Origin of the sequence: Lacihabitans soyangensis (assembly GCF_024343775.1) — a bacterium.
Classification (GTDB): Bacteria; Bacteroidota; Bacteroidia; order Cytophagales; family Spirosomataceae; genus Leadbetterella; species Leadbetterella soyangensis.
This window is the reverse complement of sequence record NZ_RJUF01000186.1, coordinates 47,579-67,485: the sequence shown is the minus strand read 5'-3', so window position 1 is coordinate 67,485 and position 19,907 is coordinate 47,579. Positions and strand designations below refer to the sequence as shown.

Annotated in this window: 11 protein-coding genes; 2 read left to right on the top strand and 9 right to left on the bottom strand. The window is 34.4% G+C overall.

Annotation, left to right across the window (positions count from 1 at the left end; all coding sequences use genetic code 11):
* Nucleotides 1-1,177: 1,177 nt before the first annotated feature.
* Nucleotides 1,178-1,540 (bottom strand): LytR/AlgR family response regulator transcription factor, encoded by a 363-nt coding sequence (locus EGI31_RS25505; RefSeq protein ID WP_374760707.1) that lies wholly within the window; start codon nucleotides 1,538-1,540, stop codon nucleotides 1,178-1,180.
* Nucleotides 1,541-2,673: 1,133 nt separating this feature from the next.
* Here EGI31_RS25505 and EGI31_RS22305 point away from each other — a divergent pair.
* Entirely contained in the window at nucleotides 2,674-3,948 is a 1,275-nt protein-coding gene (locus EGI31_RS22305; RefSeq protein ID WP_255039407.1) for a metal-dependent hydrolase, read from the top strand.
* A gap of 1,341 nt (nucleotides 3,949-5,289) precedes the next feature.
* Complete coding sequence (locus EGI31_RS22300; RefSeq protein WP_255039406.1) at nucleotides 5,290-5,547, top strand: hypothetical protein; 258 nt, start codon at nucleotides 5,290-5,292, stop codon at nucleotides 5,545-5,547.
* 1,289 nt (nucleotides 5,548-6,836) lie between these two features.
* Here the strand turns inward: EGI31_RS22300 and EGI31_RS22295 are convergent.
* The 8 genes from EGI31_RS22295 to EGI31_RS22260 form a co-directional block, all read right to left on the bottom strand.
* Nucleotides 6,837-7,358 carry a cupin domain-containing protein gene (locus EGI31_RS22295; RefSeq protein ID WP_255039405.1) on the bottom strand — a complete coding sequence of 174 codons (522 nt, stop codon included), beginning with the start codon at nucleotides 7,356-7,358 and terminating at the stop codon, nucleotides 6,837-6,839.
* 75 nt (nucleotides 7,359-7,433) lie between these two features.
* Nucleotides 7,434-10,709, bottom strand: a complete 3,276-nt coding sequence (locus EGI31_RS22290) for a PKD domain-containing protein (protein ID WP_255039404.1) — start codon at nucleotides 10,707-10,709, stop codon at nucleotides 7,434-7,436.
* A gap of 34 nt (nucleotides 10,710-10,743) precedes the next feature.
* Nucleotides 10,744-11,949: an AGE family epimerase/isomerase gene (locus tag EGI31_RS22285; protein ID WP_255039403.1), complete on the bottom strand. Its 1,206-nt coding sequence runs from the start codon at nucleotides 11,947-11,949 to the stop codon at nucleotides 10,744-10,746.
* A gap of 169 nt (nucleotides 11,950-12,118) precedes the next feature.
* The gene (locus EGI31_RS22280) at nucleotides 12,119-13,309 is read right to left on the bottom strand and encodes a glycoside hydrolase family 130 protein (RefSeq protein ID WP_255039402.1); all 1,191 of its coding nucleotides are present in this window, start codon (nucleotides 13,307-13,309) and stop codon (nucleotides 12,119-12,121) included.
* A 47-nt stretch (nucleotides 13,310-13,356) separates the two neighbouring features.
* Nucleotides 13,357-15,183 carry a sodium:solute symporter family protein gene (locus tag EGI31_RS22275; RefSeq protein WP_255039401.1) on the bottom strand — a complete coding sequence of 609 codons (1,827 nt, stop codon included), beginning with the start codon at nucleotides 15,181-15,183 and terminating at the stop codon, nucleotides 13,357-13,359.
* A gap of 98 nt (nucleotides 15,184-15,281) precedes the next feature.
* Nucleotides 15,282-16,397, bottom strand: coding sequence for a glycoside hydrolase family 26 protein (locus EGI31_RS22270; RefSeq protein ID WP_255039400.1), 1,116 nt, complete (start codon nucleotides 16,395-16,397; stop codon nucleotides 15,282-15,284).
* A gap of 116 nt (nucleotides 16,398-16,513) precedes the next feature.
* A complete protein-coding gene (locus tag EGI31_RS22265; RefSeq protein ID WP_255039399.1) occupies nucleotides 16,514-18,229 on the bottom strand; it encodes an IPT/TIG domain-containing protein in 1,716 nt (571 codons plus the stop codon).
* A 59-nt stretch (nucleotides 18,230-18,288) separates the two neighbouring features.
* Entirely contained in the window at nucleotides 18,289-19,899 is a 1,611-nt protein-coding gene (locus EGI31_RS22260; protein ID WP_255039398.1) for a RagB/SusD family nutrient uptake outer membrane protein, read from the bottom strand.
* Nucleotides 19,900-19,907: the final 8 nt, after the last annotated feature.

Sequence of the window (19,907 nt, the reverse complement as noted above, 5' to 3'; positions counted from 1 at the left end):
TATTCCCAAACCAATATATTCAATCAAAATAAAAATGAAGGAAATAGAAATAAAAATTTGAGAAACCGAGACAATGAAGCTATAAAGTAAAATCAAAAGACCAAATTTATTTTGAATTCTATTGACTAAATTACTCATCATAAAATGTTTACTTCTATTATTTCTACAGAAATGCTGTACTCATATTTGAGAATCTCCTCTTTGAAAGACATTAGACAAAGCTATCGCTAAACTACATGCATAATAAGACATAAAATCATTTTTAGGGGATAAACAACACTTAACAGGTGATAAAATTACACAAACCAAAAATCAAGAACTTTTCACTCTTATCCTTTCCACATTTTGTTTTTTACTGTGGTTCTTTTAACCTAAAAATTCTATAAACCTTGGGCTAAATAGGTTAATAAATATTGTTTTACAAAAAAAACATGTTGGTTAACCAATAAACTCAGTATGATACTTAGTGGATAAATTAACAGAGGTGGCCATCGAAGCATACTTAGGAAACTTTTAATGAAATTTTAGAAGTATTTATTCTCTCAAAAATTCCCGTCACCCCAAATTGGCCACTTATAACTCAAATGGGTAGTCAAAACTTGTGTAAAAGCACATACTAACTTATTTAGGTTAAATTCCGACGGGCTACATAATGATAATCCATAAATAGGTAAGAAGTATGGAAGAGAAGTCGATGAAAACAAAACCACATTTGGACATTAAGTGGGAAGTAATACTATTTTCTCTAGCTTCATTATTAACCATAATCTACTTACTTATAACGGAGAAATTCATTTGGAAAAACAATGGGGGATTGGTTTATACAGTAGTTTGTTTGGTATTTAACATTATTTTGTCAATCGTAGCAAATCATGATAATAAATACACTAAAATTTGAAAAACTTGGATAAAATGACCTTTTGTAGAATGGCGTTTATTTTAGTTTCTTCGGTAGCAATAAAATCAAAAATCTTTCTCCACGCTCAACATTGGAACGATTAATTATTTTAAGTTTGACATTTTTAAACAACACTTATCTTTGAGTTATTTTATCAGAACCAAATTAAAATAGATTGTGCCGAATTTGTAAATTTCTTTTTATTCATATGCCAAATACTCTCGGAATATAGTTATGACATAAATTTCATTGATAAAATTTATATAAACCTAGGAAATATTATAATATGTTCGGTTTATGATCAATTACCTTAGGTAAGACTATTCGTGATCTCCTAGTAAACTTATTGAAATCTCCCCTTCTTCTTCTGGCAATTGGAATTTTTATCTTGTTTATTAGTTCCACTTCTATATTTCTACCACTTTTATACAACATTTTAACAAAACCTAGATTAATTATATACGCCCTATCAATTCGAAAAAAGTTTGTTGTAACCAGAGTTTCTTCAAACGTTTTTAGAGTTTTCGGGATACTAATTTGTCTACCTTTAGTTAAGTAAATAATGGTGTAATTGCTTTTTGCCTTAAAATACAAAACTTCGGATAGCTTAATCTTTTTTGTCAAGCCTAAATTTATTGTCATAGAATTACATGCTTTTTAGGTAAACTTTAGAAAAGTTTCACAAAAAATTGTAATCTCACACGCCGAAAATCATTAAAGGTGTTATGTGGCGAATTAAAGGTGTTACTTAGACGTTTTAGACAAAAGAAGTTTGAAACAATCATTTTTTGGCTCAGTGTACTTTAGACCGTACAATACCTTCTCTGTATCTCTATACCATAACTGGTGTCCCGGCAAGGGTCGGCACCAATGATCAGACCCGACATAGTTTGTGTCTTCACAAACTATAACACCCTCAAAAGCAATCCAACCTTTCAGAATAAAACTTCAAACCCAACTCAAGGTCGGCACCGAAGGTCAGACCTGAATACCAACAAGACATAGTTGGTGTCCTCACAAACTATAACAAACACAAAACCAATCCAGCCTTTCCGCATAAAGATTTACAACCTACTCCAAGGTCAGTACCGTAGGTCAGACCTGAATACACAATATCACTTTCAATTCATTCCCACACTGGAGCGGTCCGATGTTTCAGTAAAGAGGCCTAAAAAGAATTCGCAATCAACACGCCCAAAGCCGCCACAGCCCTTCGTTGAATATCATTGTCATAATTTTTGCCCCCAGCCGCACATATAGCACATTATTTTCTTCGTACCTCAGAAAAACAAAGAGCTATGGCCAACGCACAAGCAAAAAAATTACGCCAAAGATATTCAACCCAAAGCTATTTAACATAATAGCATCTTATACAAGCATCCTAATGGCTCCGCTATCGCTACGGGACTAAAGCCCATGTTGTATAAGGCCATTATGTTAAATAGCCCCACACCCAACGCACCCCAACCACACAGCAACTTCAGAAGATCAAAGAAATAAGAACATTATATCGCCCTGCACTGTCTGAACACAGTCAAAATTCAAGAACCCTATTGTCTTTTAAAATACAAATCATAAATTGAATTTTGAATGTGTGAGTTTGCAGGGTGCACCCTTTTTTTGCCTTCTTTTTTTGGGTGAGCAAAAAAAGAAGAGCCCAGGCGGCAGCCGACATAAAGTAATTCAAAACAAGGTTGAATACACCGAATTAATAGAGATTAAGCAATAAATTAATATTATTTTTTCTTTATATTTACTAAAAAATCACCCCCAACATGCAATCCTTCAATCACATATCCGGAGGCATCACAATCACAGGGCTATTTGCCAGCTTCAACGACATAAACATATTTGAAAAACCAGAATATATAGCAATAACAGTTGTAGCAGCAATTCTACCCGATATCGATCACACACGTTCACTAATTGGAAAAGCCTCATATCCATTGGCAAAATGGTTAAGTATAAAATATGGCCATCGGACCATCACACATTCATTCGTTTTTTTAATTGGGATAATACTAGTCATAAAACTCATCGAATCATTATATCATTTAGGAAGTACGTATTCCATAATCGTGGGTTATGGAATACTATCGCATAACATATTTGATATGGTCACTAAACAAGGAGTTGCATTTTGGTATCCCTTTAGCACCCGTCCCTGTGTACTGCCCGGAAATCCGGGTATGAGACTACGAACAAACGATTTGCGTAGCGAAGCCGTCATATTTGTGATATTCTGTAGTTTAATTCTATTCTGCCAACCTTTATTTGCAAATGGCTTTTGGCAGCAATACAACAAAACATTTCTGACCTACAGTCACTTGAAGAGAGAAACTCGACGACACACCGATTACCTAAACATTACATTCTTAAATACCCAAAAAGACACAGTAGGAGGGATGCTCATCACCGATATCGGCTCTGATTTCGTGATTCTAAAAGGAACAAACTTTGAAAGATACCCAAAGGAAGACTGTAAATTTCTATCCTTATCACATTCGGGAAAAGAGAGAAAACCCAAAACCATTCAAATAATCAACGTCAGACCAGATAGCCTAAAAAAACACTTAAAGCAGCCACTCTTAAAACTGCAGATACAATCAAATGTGGATTTAACCTACTTTGATGGAGTAGCACAAAAAACAACAAAGACCATCGAAAAAGAATACGTGACAAATTTCGACTTCTTCACTCTGGCTCCCGACAACACCAAAGACCAATTAGAAATCCAAACCCTCGAAATCCATATCCGAGAAGAACAAAGCCATTACAACAAAGAACTCCAAATCATCCAAAACGAAATCAATGACCTAGAATCCGATTACCAGTCCGGCGAATCCCGATTTCCCTCTATGTCCGATTACGAAAAAGGCCAATGGGTCCGAAAACGCCAGGATCTAAAATCAGACATTGCAAAACTGTATCGAGACATCTCCAGAAAAATCCCACCAAGTTTAAATGCAGACTTAATCCGGTTAACTGCACTAAAATCAAAATTAAATACAAAAGATGTCAGAGTGAGTGCAAACCTTAGCAGTCTCTAATTCAATTTAGAAAACCAATTCTGTTCACCACTTCCGATTTCCAGAACGCTCCCGTTTGGTGGTACTGTATCCCTATAATTTGCAAAATCTCCATTGTTTGGAACATAAATACCAGTTCCCTAATACTTATAAACGTATATTTCCTCATTATTTCCAATTTCATTGAAGGTTTTAATAAAATGACAAATGCTTGGTTTATACATTATCAAACATTGAAAGGAAACCTAATTTTAGGATGAGGTAGGTGAAAAGTAAGATAGATGAGATTTTTAATTATTATTAAGTTCTCCTACCATTCGGAGGATTTTTGTTGCCAAACATCCCCTTTGTAATAGTAGCACATTTGAGCAACTTCAAAATTAATAAAAAAACCTTTTTTTGAAAATAGTGATTAACAAAACTGCTTCTATTTAATATCACTTAACGAAGTCAATTCCATAAAATCAATAAAAGAAAAACTTTATAAATAGTCCGTTTCTTAAGACTTTTTTGCCTCATTTTTTCAGTTATTGATAAATACCTGATAACAAGCATATAAAAGACATCCAACAAAAAAGTTTTATACTATTATTATAAAATCCCTGCTTTTAACTTTGAAAAATTCTTGTTCTATTTTTTTAACCATAAAGAAATTTCCATGAAATGCTGTTAGGTTTGTTTAGCAAGACTTGTGTAACAGCAGTTTATTTTTGAAAAAAACTGAGGAAAAACTTATTTTAAAATTGTACTAGAACATTAATGCATAACAAATTATATGCGTTGGGTAAAGATTATTGCATCGGTAAGAAACTTTGGAAAGTTGAATAGGGAAATTAAGTTAATAATAGAAGATCTCCTTGAACCTTGGTCTAAAAATTTCAAATTAATTAGCTTATTAATAATTGCAATTATGGTATACTTTTCTAAGGATAGTTATATTATTTGGTGGTATGCCCCGTTGCCAATATTAGAGCGGTTAAACAAAATCAAAGATCCATAATGAATTCTTTTACAGTAACCTCAAAAGAAATTGTGCGTTTTCAGGAAGTATCGTTTTAAATGTAGAAAGAAGATATCGTCCAATTTTTCTCATAGAAAAAATAATACTTAATTCAATTTCAATAAAAACGAATTTGCTCCTACTTGAAAAACTTTAATATCACAATAGTTCTATTGGAGTCAACATAACGACCGTTTTCTTAGCTTAAACTCCCTAACTCTGTAAAACCTCTGGAAAAACATAAAATAGTAAATAAACTTGTCAAATTAATCAAAATAAACTATCTTCATGTTCAATCAAGTATTTTTACATAAATAACCGCCGGCTGAGCGGCGTCAAAGTCACGCAGATTCCTTTAAAAAATGAATCTCAATGAAAGTCAAATACAATCGTTGCTCAAAGTACTAATGACTGGTTCTTTCCAAAAAGTACCTAAAAGTTGTGAACACTTTCGACTCAAATCAGATTTATTTGGTTCAACATGTTTAGACTGTGGCAAAATAATATCGGGAAAAGGTTTCGGAGCAACAGAACTTGACTGCATTCATGTCTTCGAAATCAACATTAAAAACCAACAAACCTGCACCTACTGTGGTTACCCCAAGGACACAACATATTGATGAGAGCTTTAAATGAAATAGTTATACAAAGAAATTTTTAATTATAAATGCATTGTAACAAAATTTACTGTTTTAAATCAGCAGAAAGCCTTACACCATTTACAACTAATATTTTGTGATAGACTACCTGAAGATTGAAGTTAAATTTTGTGGCTGTTAGATCACTGTGTTTATGCCTACTTTTTAGAATTTAAACAGCAAGGTAGAAGCCATACTATTCAAATCAAAGCCTTATTATCCAAAAAATGATCCTAAGATTAAATTTATGAAAAAATCTATACTAATACTATCAAAAAGGCTTAAGCAATCTGGCCCGAAGGAATAAATCAAAAACAATTAAAAAATAAAATATCAAAATATTATGGCAAATTGAAAGTTTATTTGAAGTTTAGGAAATCCAAGGAAGTAGTTATCTTGACTGGAAAACTTAATGGGCGGCTTAAAAGCATTAAATTGAACCTTTTATATCTGTAATCTGTACCGAAAATTTACTCTTCATTCAATATATACCGTTCGGAAGTAAATTCGAAGGAAATCAAATTGAGGAAATAATAAATGTGAGAATGGTTTCAGACCGATCAAGAACTAGGGTGGAAAGCCATCTGATTAAACGAAGATCAATGGCAAAATGGCAGCTAAAACAAATAGACGGTTAAATATTATTTAGGTTTCAATGTAATAATACAAAAGTGACAAACAGAAATTGCTTAAACGAAACCGTTCAAATACCCCATTATTGACATTTCTAGATGTTTCTTTGAGATGAAAATTGGGTAAACTCATCATGAAGGTTATTAATTCCAAAGAAGAAATAACTTTGTTCGAACAAAGTTAATAGTCATGCCAAATACGAATAACAATTTTTCTTTTTAAGCAATAATAGCTCTTACTGTGCTTTATTTAGCCTAGAAGAAAAAATTGTCCAAGAATACATAAGACAAAAATAGGTCAATCAAGAACTTAACAAACCCGTAACTTACATGCAAAGTCTACTCATTTAATTCAATTATGTTAAGTATTGAAAATCCAATATTTAGGCATCATCTGAAGAAACTTTTAAATAATAATGACAGTTAAACGAATTCTACTTTCCGGAAAAAAATTCGATGAATTGTTCATAAACACCCGATTAAGTTCATCTTTTTTTTCGTTAGAAAAAATAGACGTGTTATGAGAATATTAAATTAAAAATACTATACCAGTAATTAACGTCTAAATACAAATCGATTGATTTTAAAAAAAGGTTATTTTTTATCTGATAACCTTTTATTGAAATAGACTAAGATAAATCATCTGCCAAAATCATCTTGTAATCGTACAATATCTTCTTCGTTGGAAGGTTGGTTTGAGTCTGTATGCCGCCAAATTTCTGCTACTAAACCCCAATTATTAAGCCCTATCAGGCGATGGCGTTCACCATTATCTATCTGAATAAAACTTCCAGAGTCTAGTATTTCTATATCGGCCGGCTCCTCATTGTTGTAGCTGATTTTTACACCAACATCTGTTCCAGCAATCACCTTCCAGACTTCCGATCGACGAAAATGATATTGCCAGGATAGCCTTTTGTTCGGAGCAATCACCAATATTTTGGGTGATAATTTATGGGTAATTTGCATGCCTGACATTTCTAAGTGTGGAAAGTAAATTTGAGCAAAAAAAGCAGCATCTTTTTCCTCTAAAACAAAGAAACCTCCCCAAGGACGCGTCTGGTCCTGGCTAAAAACCTCAAATCCCATATTGAAAAGCTCAGTGGTGATTTGGCTGAATATATCCGCTTTATTTGTACTCGGATTAATTATTAGATTCATAAATAGTTAAAAATTAATTCAGATATTTACTTTTAGAAATGCTTTTAGTTCGTAATAGATTTTGTTAAAATGAATTCAGTCTAAAAAAACAATTTTGTGTTGAAAATGAGTATCTATGTTAAATAGTCTGAGTAAATATATACCTGTTTGTAAATGAATTTCTTTCAAGCTAATTCTTAATTTATTTAACTGATTTGGTGAAACAACCAATAGTCCTTTAAATAATGACTTTCCAGAAATATCTAATAACTCATAACAAAGCTGAGGTTCTTTATTAGATTTAAAATCAATTATAATATCATTATTCGTAGGGTTTGGATAAACTGAAAATTTATTATCCAATAAAATAGGTTCGGTAAATGTAATTATTTCCTTTACAGATACTTTAATGGTATCAGGAACACTGGATGAATAAGGATCAGAAACAACCATGGAAATTAAATATTCACCGTATTCATCAATAAACAAAGACGGTTTTAAGGGATTTGTAGTTATAAATTGCTTAATACTTTTGGGTGGGGATTGAATTAATGACCATTTATAAGTCAATAAATCCTTCTCTAAATCGCTACTTAAAGTAGGATCAAAGAAGATAGTTTGTCCAAGATTTGACTCTAAATCTTTCCCTATGTTTGCAATAGGCGTAGAATTGGCATAAACTTCTACCGTATCAACATTACTTACTTTGCTACCATTTTTTACACTCAAAACAAAGGTATATCTCCCCGCCTTATCTAAAATTAAGACTTGTGTTTTTAGGTTCTCGATTGATACTTTACTAGCACTTGGTTTTTCTGTTATATTCCAAAGATATTCCAATATCATGGTAGTATCTGGATTATAACTATTTTCTCCCGTAAGAGTTATACTCTTTCCTTGGCCAATAATTGTTGTATTGATTTCAGCTATTGCAACAGGAGTAATAACATCTCCAATATAGCTAATTGATACGATAAGACTCTTTGAGAAGGTGGGTAATTTTAAAAGCCGATTAATACCAACAGCGGCATATGAAGTAATTTCTGTACTTTTACCTGTCAGCGTATTAGTATAACCAATTTTATAGCTTCCCTGAGGAATTGACGTGAGATTTAGAACAGCTCCGGTAATATTATTTTGAAGTTGTTCATCGTACAATATCGCAAAATAATTTTTGTTAGCAGTACTTAACCCAACAGTAGCCAGGGTTAAGCTACCCTCTGAGACAATTGGATTCCAGTCTCTTACTAGTCCGTCTTTCACAAAATCTTTATTCTTAATAAAGGCAGCTGGTATTTCGAATAATTTTGCCCATTCAGGATTACTTGGGTAATTGTTCCAAAGCCACATAATATGAGGAACCCGCGATAATATACCTGTCCAAATTGCAATACGTTGTTTTTCAAAAGGTACATCAGCATTTATAATATCCTCTCCATATTCTCCATTAATTACACCTGTTTTTGTTAGTTTTTCTTTAAAATTTAAGTCTTTAGAATTCTGTGTACTTAGTAATTTTGAATTATATACGTGATACTGAACAATATCAAGATTTGTATGTTTATCCAATTCCAAACACTGAGCGTCGTCCGCACTTGAAGTAACAATATGATTAAAAGAATCAAGCGATTTTATATATTTTGTCATTTCTTCATGCCAATCAATGATAGCCGTTTTCCAAACTAAACTCTGATTTGGATGACTACCTGTAAACTGCACCTCATTGAATAACTCCCATGCAAAAACATTAGGGGAATAGCCCCATCGAGCAATTATATACCTTATAAGTTTTTTTGTTGATTTTTTAGCTGTTTCGTTATAAAAAAACTCTTCTGACTTTCCGAGAGGGCCACCTATAGCTATATTATATGGATTATCTGACCAATTTGAATTAACGGTTTCTGAAAACATTCCATGTTGAAATAAGGTTAGCTGCAACCTCATATCGGTGGCTTCTGATAAGTTCAAAATAGAATCTTGCATTGCAGCTGCTTGTTGGCTGTAAAAACCAATTCCACCGGTATATCCGTCCTTTCGCCATTCAAGGGCTTGTTTGTTGAAAGGGACTTGCCAATACCTAACAAAGTTTGCATTCGACTGCGATAAAGATTTTATCAAATTTGTATAGGTACTTGTGTTATTCCATGCTATATTTATTCCGAGTGGTGTGTACATCTCCCCAGATTGATGCCTCAATGCTTGTTTATCGTTCGAATCGATGCCAATAATGCCTTTTGTAGAGCCTTTTAACAAATCTACTCGCTGAACACCTGAAAAGCTAATGCCTGATTTATCAGTTAATTTCAATATAATTTCATGATTTCCAATTTGACTGGAAGAAAATCGTAACATCCAATTTTGCTGCGTCGAATCAACTTTCCAATCATTTCCTTGAAAATACCCTCTAATATAATAAAAACATGGAACTATTAGTTCTTTCCCATCGGGAAGGAAAATTATTGCATCTACTGAAACTTCATCGGGGTCGTATGGGTTTTCGTAATCATTGAATAATACAAATTCTCCAACTATTTTTTCATTTGTATTTGCTTTTTTTGCCGACAATAAAAGCTTACTAATCAACTTATTATTAGCAAAAACGTATATTTTAATCCTTTTTTTTATACTTACCCCTTTCTGATTAATTACTGTCAATTCTACATCAAAAATCCCTTCTTCCAAGAAAACGTGACTTGTTTTTACGACATTACTTTTTGAAGTTCCGTCTTGAAAATCCCATATGAAAGTCAAAGCACCGCCATCAATATCGAAAGAGCCACTTGCATCAAAGTCAATAGTTTGATTTACTTGAACCTTTGTAGTTGAAGCAATAAACGAAATTATTGGCTCACCATTGGGAGATGCTGAGTTATATAGCCTTATATCATCTATATAAACATCGGCAGCCAAGGCATCGTTATCAACAGAGGCAGCAATTTCGATTTTATCAAAGTTTACATTAGGTACTTTAGAAATATCAAGTTTACACTCCGTCCAATTGTTCGGTTCCGGCTGAAAATTATATTCGAAAGCCCAGTTTTCGACCACAACCATTGACCCTAACCAAACCTTCGGATACACTCGTCCTTTGGTGCTACTTCTGATTTTAAAAGACAAAACATCATTTTTACCAATAAAATGTTTCGCAGGAAAAGTTAACCCAACGAATTTCCAAGAACCAACTTCCTTTTTGTAGTACAGTACTTTCTTACTTTTATTTCCCATTGTATCAGGATTATCAACCACTTTCGCCTCGGTACCAAAAGCGATAATTGGAGTTTGTGAGGCAGTTTCGAAATCTGCTATTACTTGAGCATTACCTCCAAGGAACGAAAAAAATAATAGTACCGAAAAAAGGTCTTTAATCTTCATTAGTTAATGTTTTTATAAATTACTAAAACACACTTTACGAGATCGCATATTCTAAAATTTCCAACCTCCGAATAATTTCCATACAAGCACGGGCATTGTGATAAGGGCATTTCCAAAAACCTATTTTATCCTCATCCTTCATGGGACTATAATCATCAAAAACTCCCCAAAACCATTCGCCTTGTTTTTGATCAATAAGGTTTACTTTTGTAAAACTCCACAAATCTTGAACAATACTTAAATAGGTTGCTTTAGGTTCAATCTTGTAAGCGTTTAAAAAACCCACCATTGCCTCAGCTGAAACCCACCACTCCCGATGGGTCTCAAAATGGTTGATAGAGCTGTCAAACTCATGTAATAGACTACCGTCTATTTGCAATCCTTCTTTAGTGGCTTCTGCCATTTTGATAGCTATACTCGAAAATTGTTTGAATAATTCATCATCATTTAAGGTCTCCGCTGCTTCCAAGAATAACCAAGTTGCTTCAATATCATGACCAAACGAAATTACAGCAGATTGTGGCTTCCACTTTTCATCAAAAAAGAGTTGAAGATGATTAGTTGATTTATCAATGATTTTCTCTGAAAAAACATTCAATAGTTTACGAATCTGACTTTCTAAGAAATCACTTTTCCAAACCGAATATAGCTTTGAATACGCTTCCAAAATATGCAGATGCGTGTTCATTGTTTTAGGATCATTTCGGTCTTTTTCACTTAATCGTAAGTCTTCTAAAGGTTCCCAATTTTCCGCAAATGCCTCCAAATAACCTCCATTTATTGGGTCAAAGCTATACTTTTCAATAAAGTAAAAAAGTTCTTTTGCAAATTGTAAGGCACTCAAATCTTTAGTAATCTTATAATACTCTGCCAAACCATAAATTGTAAATGCCTGACCATAAATTTGTTTACGAGTATCAAGGGGGTTTCCTTGGAAATCCACCGACCAAAACACACCATTGTATTGGTTGTCCCTAAAACACTTCTGGATATAGTGATAGGCTCGCCTTGCCAACTCCAAATATTCCAAATTATTTGTTTCATTAAAAGCTGCTGAGAAAGTCCATAGTATTCTGGCATTCAAAACAGCTCCTTTAGGAGATTTTTGAAAAATTTTACCTTTACTGTCCATTTTTCCAATAAATCCACCATATTCTTCATCTATCGAATGTAAAACCCAGAATTTTAAAATATTGTCTAATTCGCTTTGAATCTCGACTTTGAAACTTTCTGACAGCATTTTAAAGTTTTTATTTTATTTTTTAGAATATTTTCAACATCGAAAGAACTAGTATACAAAACACTCATTTGGAGCACAGTTAATAAACTAATTATTTGGTATGAAAGGAGTAGTACTAGACCCTTCAAAGTTTGGAATTTAAAAATGCCAAGGTTTAAAGTCGAACATTCTATGCTTCTTCCAAGTGAGCGAGTTCAAGGTTTTTATTGATTATTTCTTGAAGGGTTGCTATTGAAGCCGCAGAACTTAATCCGTCCGGAGCAGTATTAATTACATAATCAAGCAGTTGTTCGATGCTAGAAGTAGCAACGTGCATACGTGTATCTGACGAAGCATAATAAATATAAACTGTTCCATCGTCATCTCGGATCCAACCGTTGGCAAATATTACATTTGAAACATCTCCAATACGTTCTTTGCCTTCAGGAGCAATAAAATAACCGGATGGTTTATATATAACCTTGGTAGTGTCGACCAAATCAGTTAAAAACATATAAAGTACATACCGTAACCCAGCCGCCGTATTTCTGACACCGTGTGCCAAATGTAACCAGCCTTTTGACGTTTTAATCGGTGCTGGACCTTGCCCGTTTTTTACTTCGTATACAGTATGGTAGCGTTTCTCATCTAAAATAAACTCTCGGCTGACAACCGCTTTTTCCATGGAATCAGCAAAACCATAGCCAATCCCACCCCCTGATCCTGCATCAATAAAACCATCTTGTGGGCGAGTATAGAGCAGGTATCTCCCATTTACAAATTCGGGATGCAAAACGACATTCCTCTGTTGGGGAGATGGGGTCACCAAATCAGGTAACCTTTCCCACGTTTTCAAATCTCGAGTGCGAACAATCCCACACTGTGCAATGGCCGAAGATTCATCACCAACAGGAGCTTCTGGATCTTTTCGTTCCGTACAAAAAAAACCATAAATCCAGCCATCTTCATGTTCAACTAGACGCATATCGTATATATTTGCATCGGAAATGGGTGATTCGGAAAACGAAATGGGTGATTCCCAAAACTTAAAATTATCAATTCCATTCGGACTTTCAGCAACCGCAAAAAACGACTTTCTATCCACACCCTCTACTCTCACAACGAGTAAGTATTTCCCCTGAAATTTGATTGCCCCAGAATTAAAAGTAGCATTGATTCCAAAACGCTCCATCAGGAACGGATTTGTCACTGGATTAAGGTCATAACGCCAATGTATTGGTATATGCTCTGCGGTTATAATTGGCCGAAGGTATCGGTCAAAAATTCCATTTCCTATCGTTTCCTTTTCATTTTTTCGAGCGATTAATTCGCTATGATTGTCAGTCAATTTTGAGAGTCTTTCTTGGAACAAACTGTTCATAAATTTTAATTTACTAAATTTAAATGTAAGAGGATAATTTTCTTAGTTTAATCTTCTAATCTATTCCACCAAGTTCGTTTCAAAATTAAAATTAGAACTAACATTATGGCTATATCTATCACCAAAGGGAAATTCATTCCCAGTACCAAATACATTGGAAGCACAGTCAATGTAAGTTGTGCAATTATACCTAAAACAACATTAAACATATCTAGTTTAAACCCTTTATTGGGTTTAAAGGTTGGGTCTTCTTGCAAAACTAAATCATTAATGGGCTGCCAAAAACCCCATGGACGAACGGTCTTATAAAACTGCTTTAACACTGTAATGTCCGTTGGATCTGCAAAGTAGGTTCCAGTTATTGATGCTGATAAGGAAATAATAAATAATATTGGCCACCAATACAATGGTAAACCAGTGGTTATGTACGGCAACAATAAAGCGGCAACAATTCCTGCGGTCATTCCCCAGAAAAAACCTGTTGCATTGAAACGCCACCAGTACCACTTTAAGCAATTTGATGCGGCATAACCACCATATAAACCCCCAACAATCCATTGTAATATATCATTTACACTATCCGCCAAAAGGCCCAATAAAATACCAATAAATACAACAACAATTCCAACAAAGTAATTTGTCCTAATTGTTGTCTTTGTGCTAGCCTTCGGATTAATGTACTTTAGATAAATATCATTTACAATGTAAGCTTGTGCAGCATTTAATGTCCCGCTGAAAGTACCCATGAATGCTCCCATAAGTCCAGTAAGGACGATTCCTAAAATACCCACAGGCATAAAATTATTGATTGCTCCTGGTAACAATAATTCAAAGTCGTACTCCCCACTAGGTGTTTTAATAATTAATTGATTATAGTAAAGTATGGACAAGACAGTCAGTCCAATAATCATCGAGTAACGAATCGGTAATAAGACAATGCTCACGAAGCCTGTCATTTTACTGGCTTCCTTTGGGCTTCGAGTACTCAAAACTTTTTGCATGTCATAGTTAGGTGCTGGACCTGCCAATGAGGCAAAAACTCCTTTTAGAAGCATCATTGCAAAGAACAATCCAAATAAACCATAACCATCGGATTCAATTTTTTTGTTTACCTCGGGTAATATTTTTGACCAATCTAGGCCTAGTTCCCAACCAAAAAATGGGTCATACCAGCCAATTGGTAAATTCATTATCTGACCATCCAAATGACTCATTGCAATTATCGCAATTGAAATACAAGCAACCGACATAATGGCATATTTAATAACATCTCCTAAAACAATACTATGCATTCCACCCAAAACGGAGTAAAAAGTGGCTACCAAAGTAAAAACAACTCCATAAAAATGCGGGATATATTTGGTTGGAATTAAAAAAGGAATGTATGGATCGACAATTTCCCAAGGGATAAAAATCTCAACAAATTTACCGAGACCAACAAAACCGTAAGCCAAAAAGCCAAAACAACTCATTAAAGCAAAAGTAATGACAATTATCTGCGAGGCTTTCACGCCTTTACCCGAGATTCCAAAACGCGTGGTAAGCCACTCCGCTCCTGTATTAGCATCACTTCGTCGAAGCCATTTACTTAGATACATCATCATGAAAACTTGGTTAAATGAAGGCCACAACCAAGGTATCCATATACTTTTCAAACCATAAACAAAGCATAAACTTACCATCCACATTGTGCCACTGATATCAAACATATCTGAGGCATCACTCAAGCCAAGCATATACCAACGTAATGACTTACCCCCCATTAAGTAACTATCTTTATTAGCTTTTGCTTTTTTTCGCATGTAAAGCCCGATAAAAATCATCGAAGCCAAATATGTGACAAGAATTAATATATCAATTAATTGAAGTTTCATTTATATTATCATTATCATAAAATTGGGAAAACCCCAAATGGTTTAGTTTAAATGCCTAAGCAAAACCTTAGGCTGTTTCAATATCTGATTTAGTAATTTTACCTTTTTAACTTTTTTATATCATTCAAAAATAATATCTCGGGTTGCTGATAGAACTTTATAAAATCATGCTCACTTTTATGACCCTTAAATGGTGTGTAATAATGATCTGGACGACCATTACGCCACAATAATATATAACACAATCCTTGGTTTTTAATTAATGGAAAAACTATATTAGTCCACCAGTTTGACTCTGTAATTTTTTCTAAACCCATTTCCGTGATCGCAGACAATTTATTTTTTTCAATGGCCAAACGTTTTACCAAATCAATCATTTGATTCATGTTTTTTACAAAATCTTCATTACTTGCTGGAGCATTTCTTTGGTAATAATCAAAACCTAACAGGTCTACATATTTATCGCCAGGATAACGCTCCAAATAACTTTGTTCGGACTCAAAAACGTCTGTTGAATACGCAAAAATTAGACTGTTTAAGCCCTTATCATTTTTAAGATAATTGACAGTATATTGCCATAAAGCTATGTACTCGCTAGTGGTGCACTGATTTGCACCCCACCAAAACCAAGAACCTGTATGTTCATGAAAAGGTCGAAAAATGATAGGAATTATTTTTCCATTCTTATCTTTTAAAGACTTTAAAAAGCTGGAAAATTTATCAAGCCAAGAATTATACAACTCTACAGCCTCTTTATTTGAAAACAAATTTTTAATAGTCGAATCTTGTTTATCCCATGTTGATTTGGCAGGGTTTAGTGGATTATTTAAATGCCACGAAATTGTGACTATACCACCCCTTTTGTTTGTTTCTATGATTAATTGCTGAATGTCAATGAAAGGAACACCATCCAAGTTTTTGGTACTATCAAGTTCAAGATGACCCAAATCAAAACCTATTACAGCTGGGTAATCACCAGTAACTGATTTTACATCACAGCGATTTTTTTCACCAATCCATCGAGAGCCATCTGCATTTAAACCGTAGGCCAAAGCATCCTGCTGACCAAACATCGTTCCTTTTCGAGATATTTTTTGTAAGTTTTTATAAAATTTCTCTGTTTCTCTTACTTCCTTTCTTTTGGATGAGTCACTTTGACCAACCGACATTAAATATGAAAATATAATGCCGATTAGTAGTATAATTTTAATCATTCATTTTTTAGTTAAAAGTTTAGAACAAGGGAAGAAAAATCTCTGCAATACTCCCCCACTTATTCTAATACTTTTGAAGTATATTTAGACTAACGTAACCGATACATAAATCTTAATTAATACATTGCACCATCCGAGATTACAATATCGTCAATGTTAACCTCATAGTTTACTCCAGAGGCATTTCCTGTCGAGAATCCAATTTTTATATAATCCAGTACCCCCTTCATATCTAAAGCCTTACTTGTGCCACCCCAATTGCCCCAACCCAAAGCTTTTAAACTAAAATTCATTCTTTTCCAACCATTGGTTTTTATCAGATAATTAGCATCATCAATCCCCGCTCCCCATTTTGTTTCGTTTTGGGTTGTCTCGATTTGGAAGAAACCAGACTTTCCATTTGTATTTACCCAGAAACTGATATACGGGTTTTTGAGATTCACCAGATTAATAGGACCACCTGCATAAATATCACCTGTCCAGTTCCAAGATAATGCGTTGTCGACTTTTACAGTAAGGTATCTTTCCCCCGACACTGACGGTATATTGCTCAAATTGATACCGCTTTTGGCCGAACCGCTGTATGGGTTAACATTGTTTTCAAAGTTAAATGCCGTGAAAACAGGCTTTATAGGACCGTCCGTAATCTGCACTTGGTCTATATTTAGTTCAAAAAAACCTTTACCGTTACCTTGTTTATAGCCTAATGCTATTGATTCAATGATACCTTGTGGATTAAATTTTAATTTTCCACTGCCCCAGTTTTCCCAATTAAAATTTTTTAAACTAATACTTCGTAACTCCCATCCGTTTGTTTTTTCAAAATTATAATTATCCGTTTCTGAACTGGAAGACGCTGGTGTAAAATGCCCACCTGATTTAACACCACCCATCTGTAACTCTAATTGAAAATATCCCTGAGAGCCATTTGTATTTATCCAAAATGTTAAGTGTGGGTCATGAAATTTGCTAAGATTGATTGGATTAGTGGAAGTCAAAAAACCAATTGCTTTGTTCCAACCATCTGCTTTATCAGTTTTCACCGTTAAGTAGTTCTGGTCTCTCAATTTTGGTAATTTTGAAACATTTATTCCTGAAATTGGCAATATATCCGCATTTACAAATGGATTTTTACCATCCTCGAAATCCCAAATCACAATTGGCTGCTCAGCCACGTAAACAGCATTTGGATCATAATTCTGAACCGCAATTGCACCCGAAATACCGTTAATTACCTTTCCATAGGCCTTTGAAACTTTGATTACTGTTTGATCCCCACTTAAAATTACTCCCTGAGTGTTCACAATACCTTGTTTTTCAGTTTGACTGGTTGGATCTAATCGAACTTTTGTTTCACCAATCATTACTTCCTGTATCAAATCGACATTAGAGCCACCAATAAGAAATACCTGACCACGATCAATAACCGTTGGATAATTTGTGATTTCAACGTCAGGAAATATTGGGTCAATAGTTACAGACGAAGTGGTGGCTTGCTTGTAAACATTACTGACCGTAAAAGCCCCTTTTGAGAAAATACGCGGCAATTGGAGCTTTAACGAAGTGGATGTTTTTTCGACAATCTTTCCTTCTGCATTTTCAGCACCTACCTTAACACTCGTAACTTTATCTAAATTTGTTCCCGTCAAAATTATAGTAGACCCAATCAATGCACTTTTTGAAGATACAGCTGAAACCGCAGGAACCGGAAAGTCTATATCGTAATTTTCGCCGAAAATATCTTGTTTTTCACATCCAATCAGCATCGAAAATCCTAAAATAGTACAAATCAAAGTGAATAGTTTTGAATTATTAAAATGCATTTTTTTCATATGTTTTTTGTTTTCTTGATTCATTTACAAATCTTGAATGTCTATATAAGCTGTTTAGGTTAATAGCCTGGGTTCTGATCTAAACCCCAACTTTGTACTTCATTTAATGGAATTGGTAAAACAGGAACGGGGTTCACAACATTGGAATTAATAGCATGCCTTGTAGCTGCTGATTTACGAACCGCTGAAATAGAATTCAAATAACGCCCTGTTCTGATTAAATCCCAGAGTCGAAGAGCTTCCATTCCAAATTCTACACGTCTCTCATGCCAAATGGCTTCCATTAATGCTTTACCTGTAACTGAGGTTGTAATGGCTGGTAATGTAGTATTCGGAATATTGGCTGCTTCATAAGATGTTGGTGAACCTTCTTTCGAGCCTTTAGGAGTCGTCGAATTTTTAGCTCGTGCACGAATTTGATTTAATATTTGGCGTGCCTCATCTTCTTTTCCTATATTGGCGGCTGCTTCTGCATTCATTAAAAGCACATCAGCATATCGCATTTTGCGGATATTTTGCCCAGACTCTTTTCCTTCCGAAGGTTTTAAAATCGCAGCTTTTCTGTTCAAATAATTGGTCATATTGCCAGAAGGATATAGAATGTCTTCAACCTTTGTCCCCAACAAAACATTATCTTTTGAGTAAACGGTACAAGCCCTACGTGGGTCTCCAGTCTCAAACTCAGAAACGAGCGAAACGGACGGGTTGTTAAAGCCCCACCCCCAAGTACTACGATTGTTTTGAAAAATATTGCTGGTTGTTCCTGTTTTGATAGCCCCCCAAGAATTCGAAGATTCTACTTCTTGTATCTCAAAAATGGATTCTAGATTATTTTCGCCCTCTGCTTCATGAATCTCAGCATAGTTTGGTGTAAGTGAATACTGCCCTGATGCCATTATGATCCTTGTCAAGTCATAAACCTCCTGCCAGGTATTTTTAGTTACAGAATTGTCTGTGCCAATAGCATACATCGCTACACGAGCAAGGTAAGCATTAGCAGCTCCTTTGGTGGCCCGGCCTAAATCAACAATTGAATAATCTCCTCTTTCGGGCAATAATATGACCGCATTTTTTAAATCAGATTCAATAAACTTCAATGTTTCACCTAAAGTAGCACGTTTAGTAATAGTATATTCCGAGGCTTTTACAGGCTCTGTAAATAATGGAACTCCACCATATACACGGGCTAAATAAAAATAAAAATAAGCACGTAAAAAGGTGGCTTCTCCTGTCAATCTTGTCTTTAAGCTTGATGAAATATTGGCAGTTTCAATATTTTTTAAAACATTATTTGAACGATAAATTCCCGCAAAAGCATTCGACCATAAGCCTTTTGCAATATCATTTACTGAAGTTGCCGTCCAATCTTTTAACTCTTGAAGTGCCTGAAAATCGTTGATTGTACTACCTTTTTCGGCATCGTCAGACATTACATCACCATACATCCACTCAAGATTTGATGTTACACCACTATTATTAAAACCCGGACCTTCTTCCCAACCAAGTACATCATAAATTCCATTTACAGCCAAAACTGCATTAGCAGGATCATTGAAGTAATTTGCCTCCGTCTCTTTCCCTAATGGTTCTTTCAACAAAAAATCCGAACAACTTTGCCCACTTATTCCAAGGGCCAATAACAAGCAAATATTTAAATATTTTTTTTTCATTATTTTTT

What these genes read in the sequence shown, in the direction of transcription:
- EGI31_RS22265 (WP_255039399.1), bottom strand. Translation starts at nt 18,229, where the DNA reads ATGAAAAAAATGCATTTTAATAATTCAAAACTATTCACTTTGATTTGT.
- EGI31_RS22290 (WP_255039404.1), bottom strand. Translation starts at nt 10,709, where the DNA reads ATGAAGATTAAAGACCTTTTTTCGGTACTATTATTTTTTTCGTTCCTT.
- EGI31_RS22295 (WP_255039405.1), bottom strand. Translation starts at nt 7,358, where the DNA reads ATGAATCTAATAATTAATCCGAGTACAAATAAAGCGGATATATTCAGC.
- EGI31_RS22305 (WP_255039407.1), top strand. Translation starts at nt 2,674, where the DNA reads ATGCAATCCTTCAATCACATATCCGGAGGCATCACAATCACAGGGCTA.
- EGI31_RS25505 (WP_374760707.1), bottom strand. Translation starts at nt 1,540, where the DNA reads ATGACAATAAATTTAGGCTTGACAAAAAAGATTAAGCTATCCGAAGTT.
- EGI31_RS22270 (WP_255039400.1), bottom strand. Translation starts at nt 16,397, where the DNA reads ATGATTAAAATTATACTACTAATCGGCATTATATTTTCATATTTAATG.
- EGI31_RS22285 (WP_255039403.1), bottom strand. Translation starts at nt 11,949, where the DNA reads ATGCTGTCAGAAAGTTTCAAAGTCGAGATTCAAAGCGAATTAGACAAT.
- EGI31_RS22260 (WP_255039398.1), bottom strand. Translation starts at nt 19,899, where the DNA reads ATGAAAAAAAAATATTTAAATATTTGCTTGTTATTGGCCCTTGGAATA.
- EGI31_RS22280 (WP_255039402.1), bottom strand. Translation starts at nt 13,309, where the DNA reads ATGAACAGTTTGTTCCAAGAAAGACTCTCAAAATTGACTGACAATCAT.
- EGI31_RS22275 (WP_255039401.1), bottom strand. Translation starts at nt 15,183, where the DNA reads ATGAAACTTCAATTAATTGATATATTAATTCTTGTCACATATTTGGCT.
- EGI31_RS22300 (WP_255039406.1), top strand. Translation starts at nt 5,290, where the DNA reads ATGAATCTCAATGAAAGTCAAATACAATCGTTGCTCAAAGTACTAATG.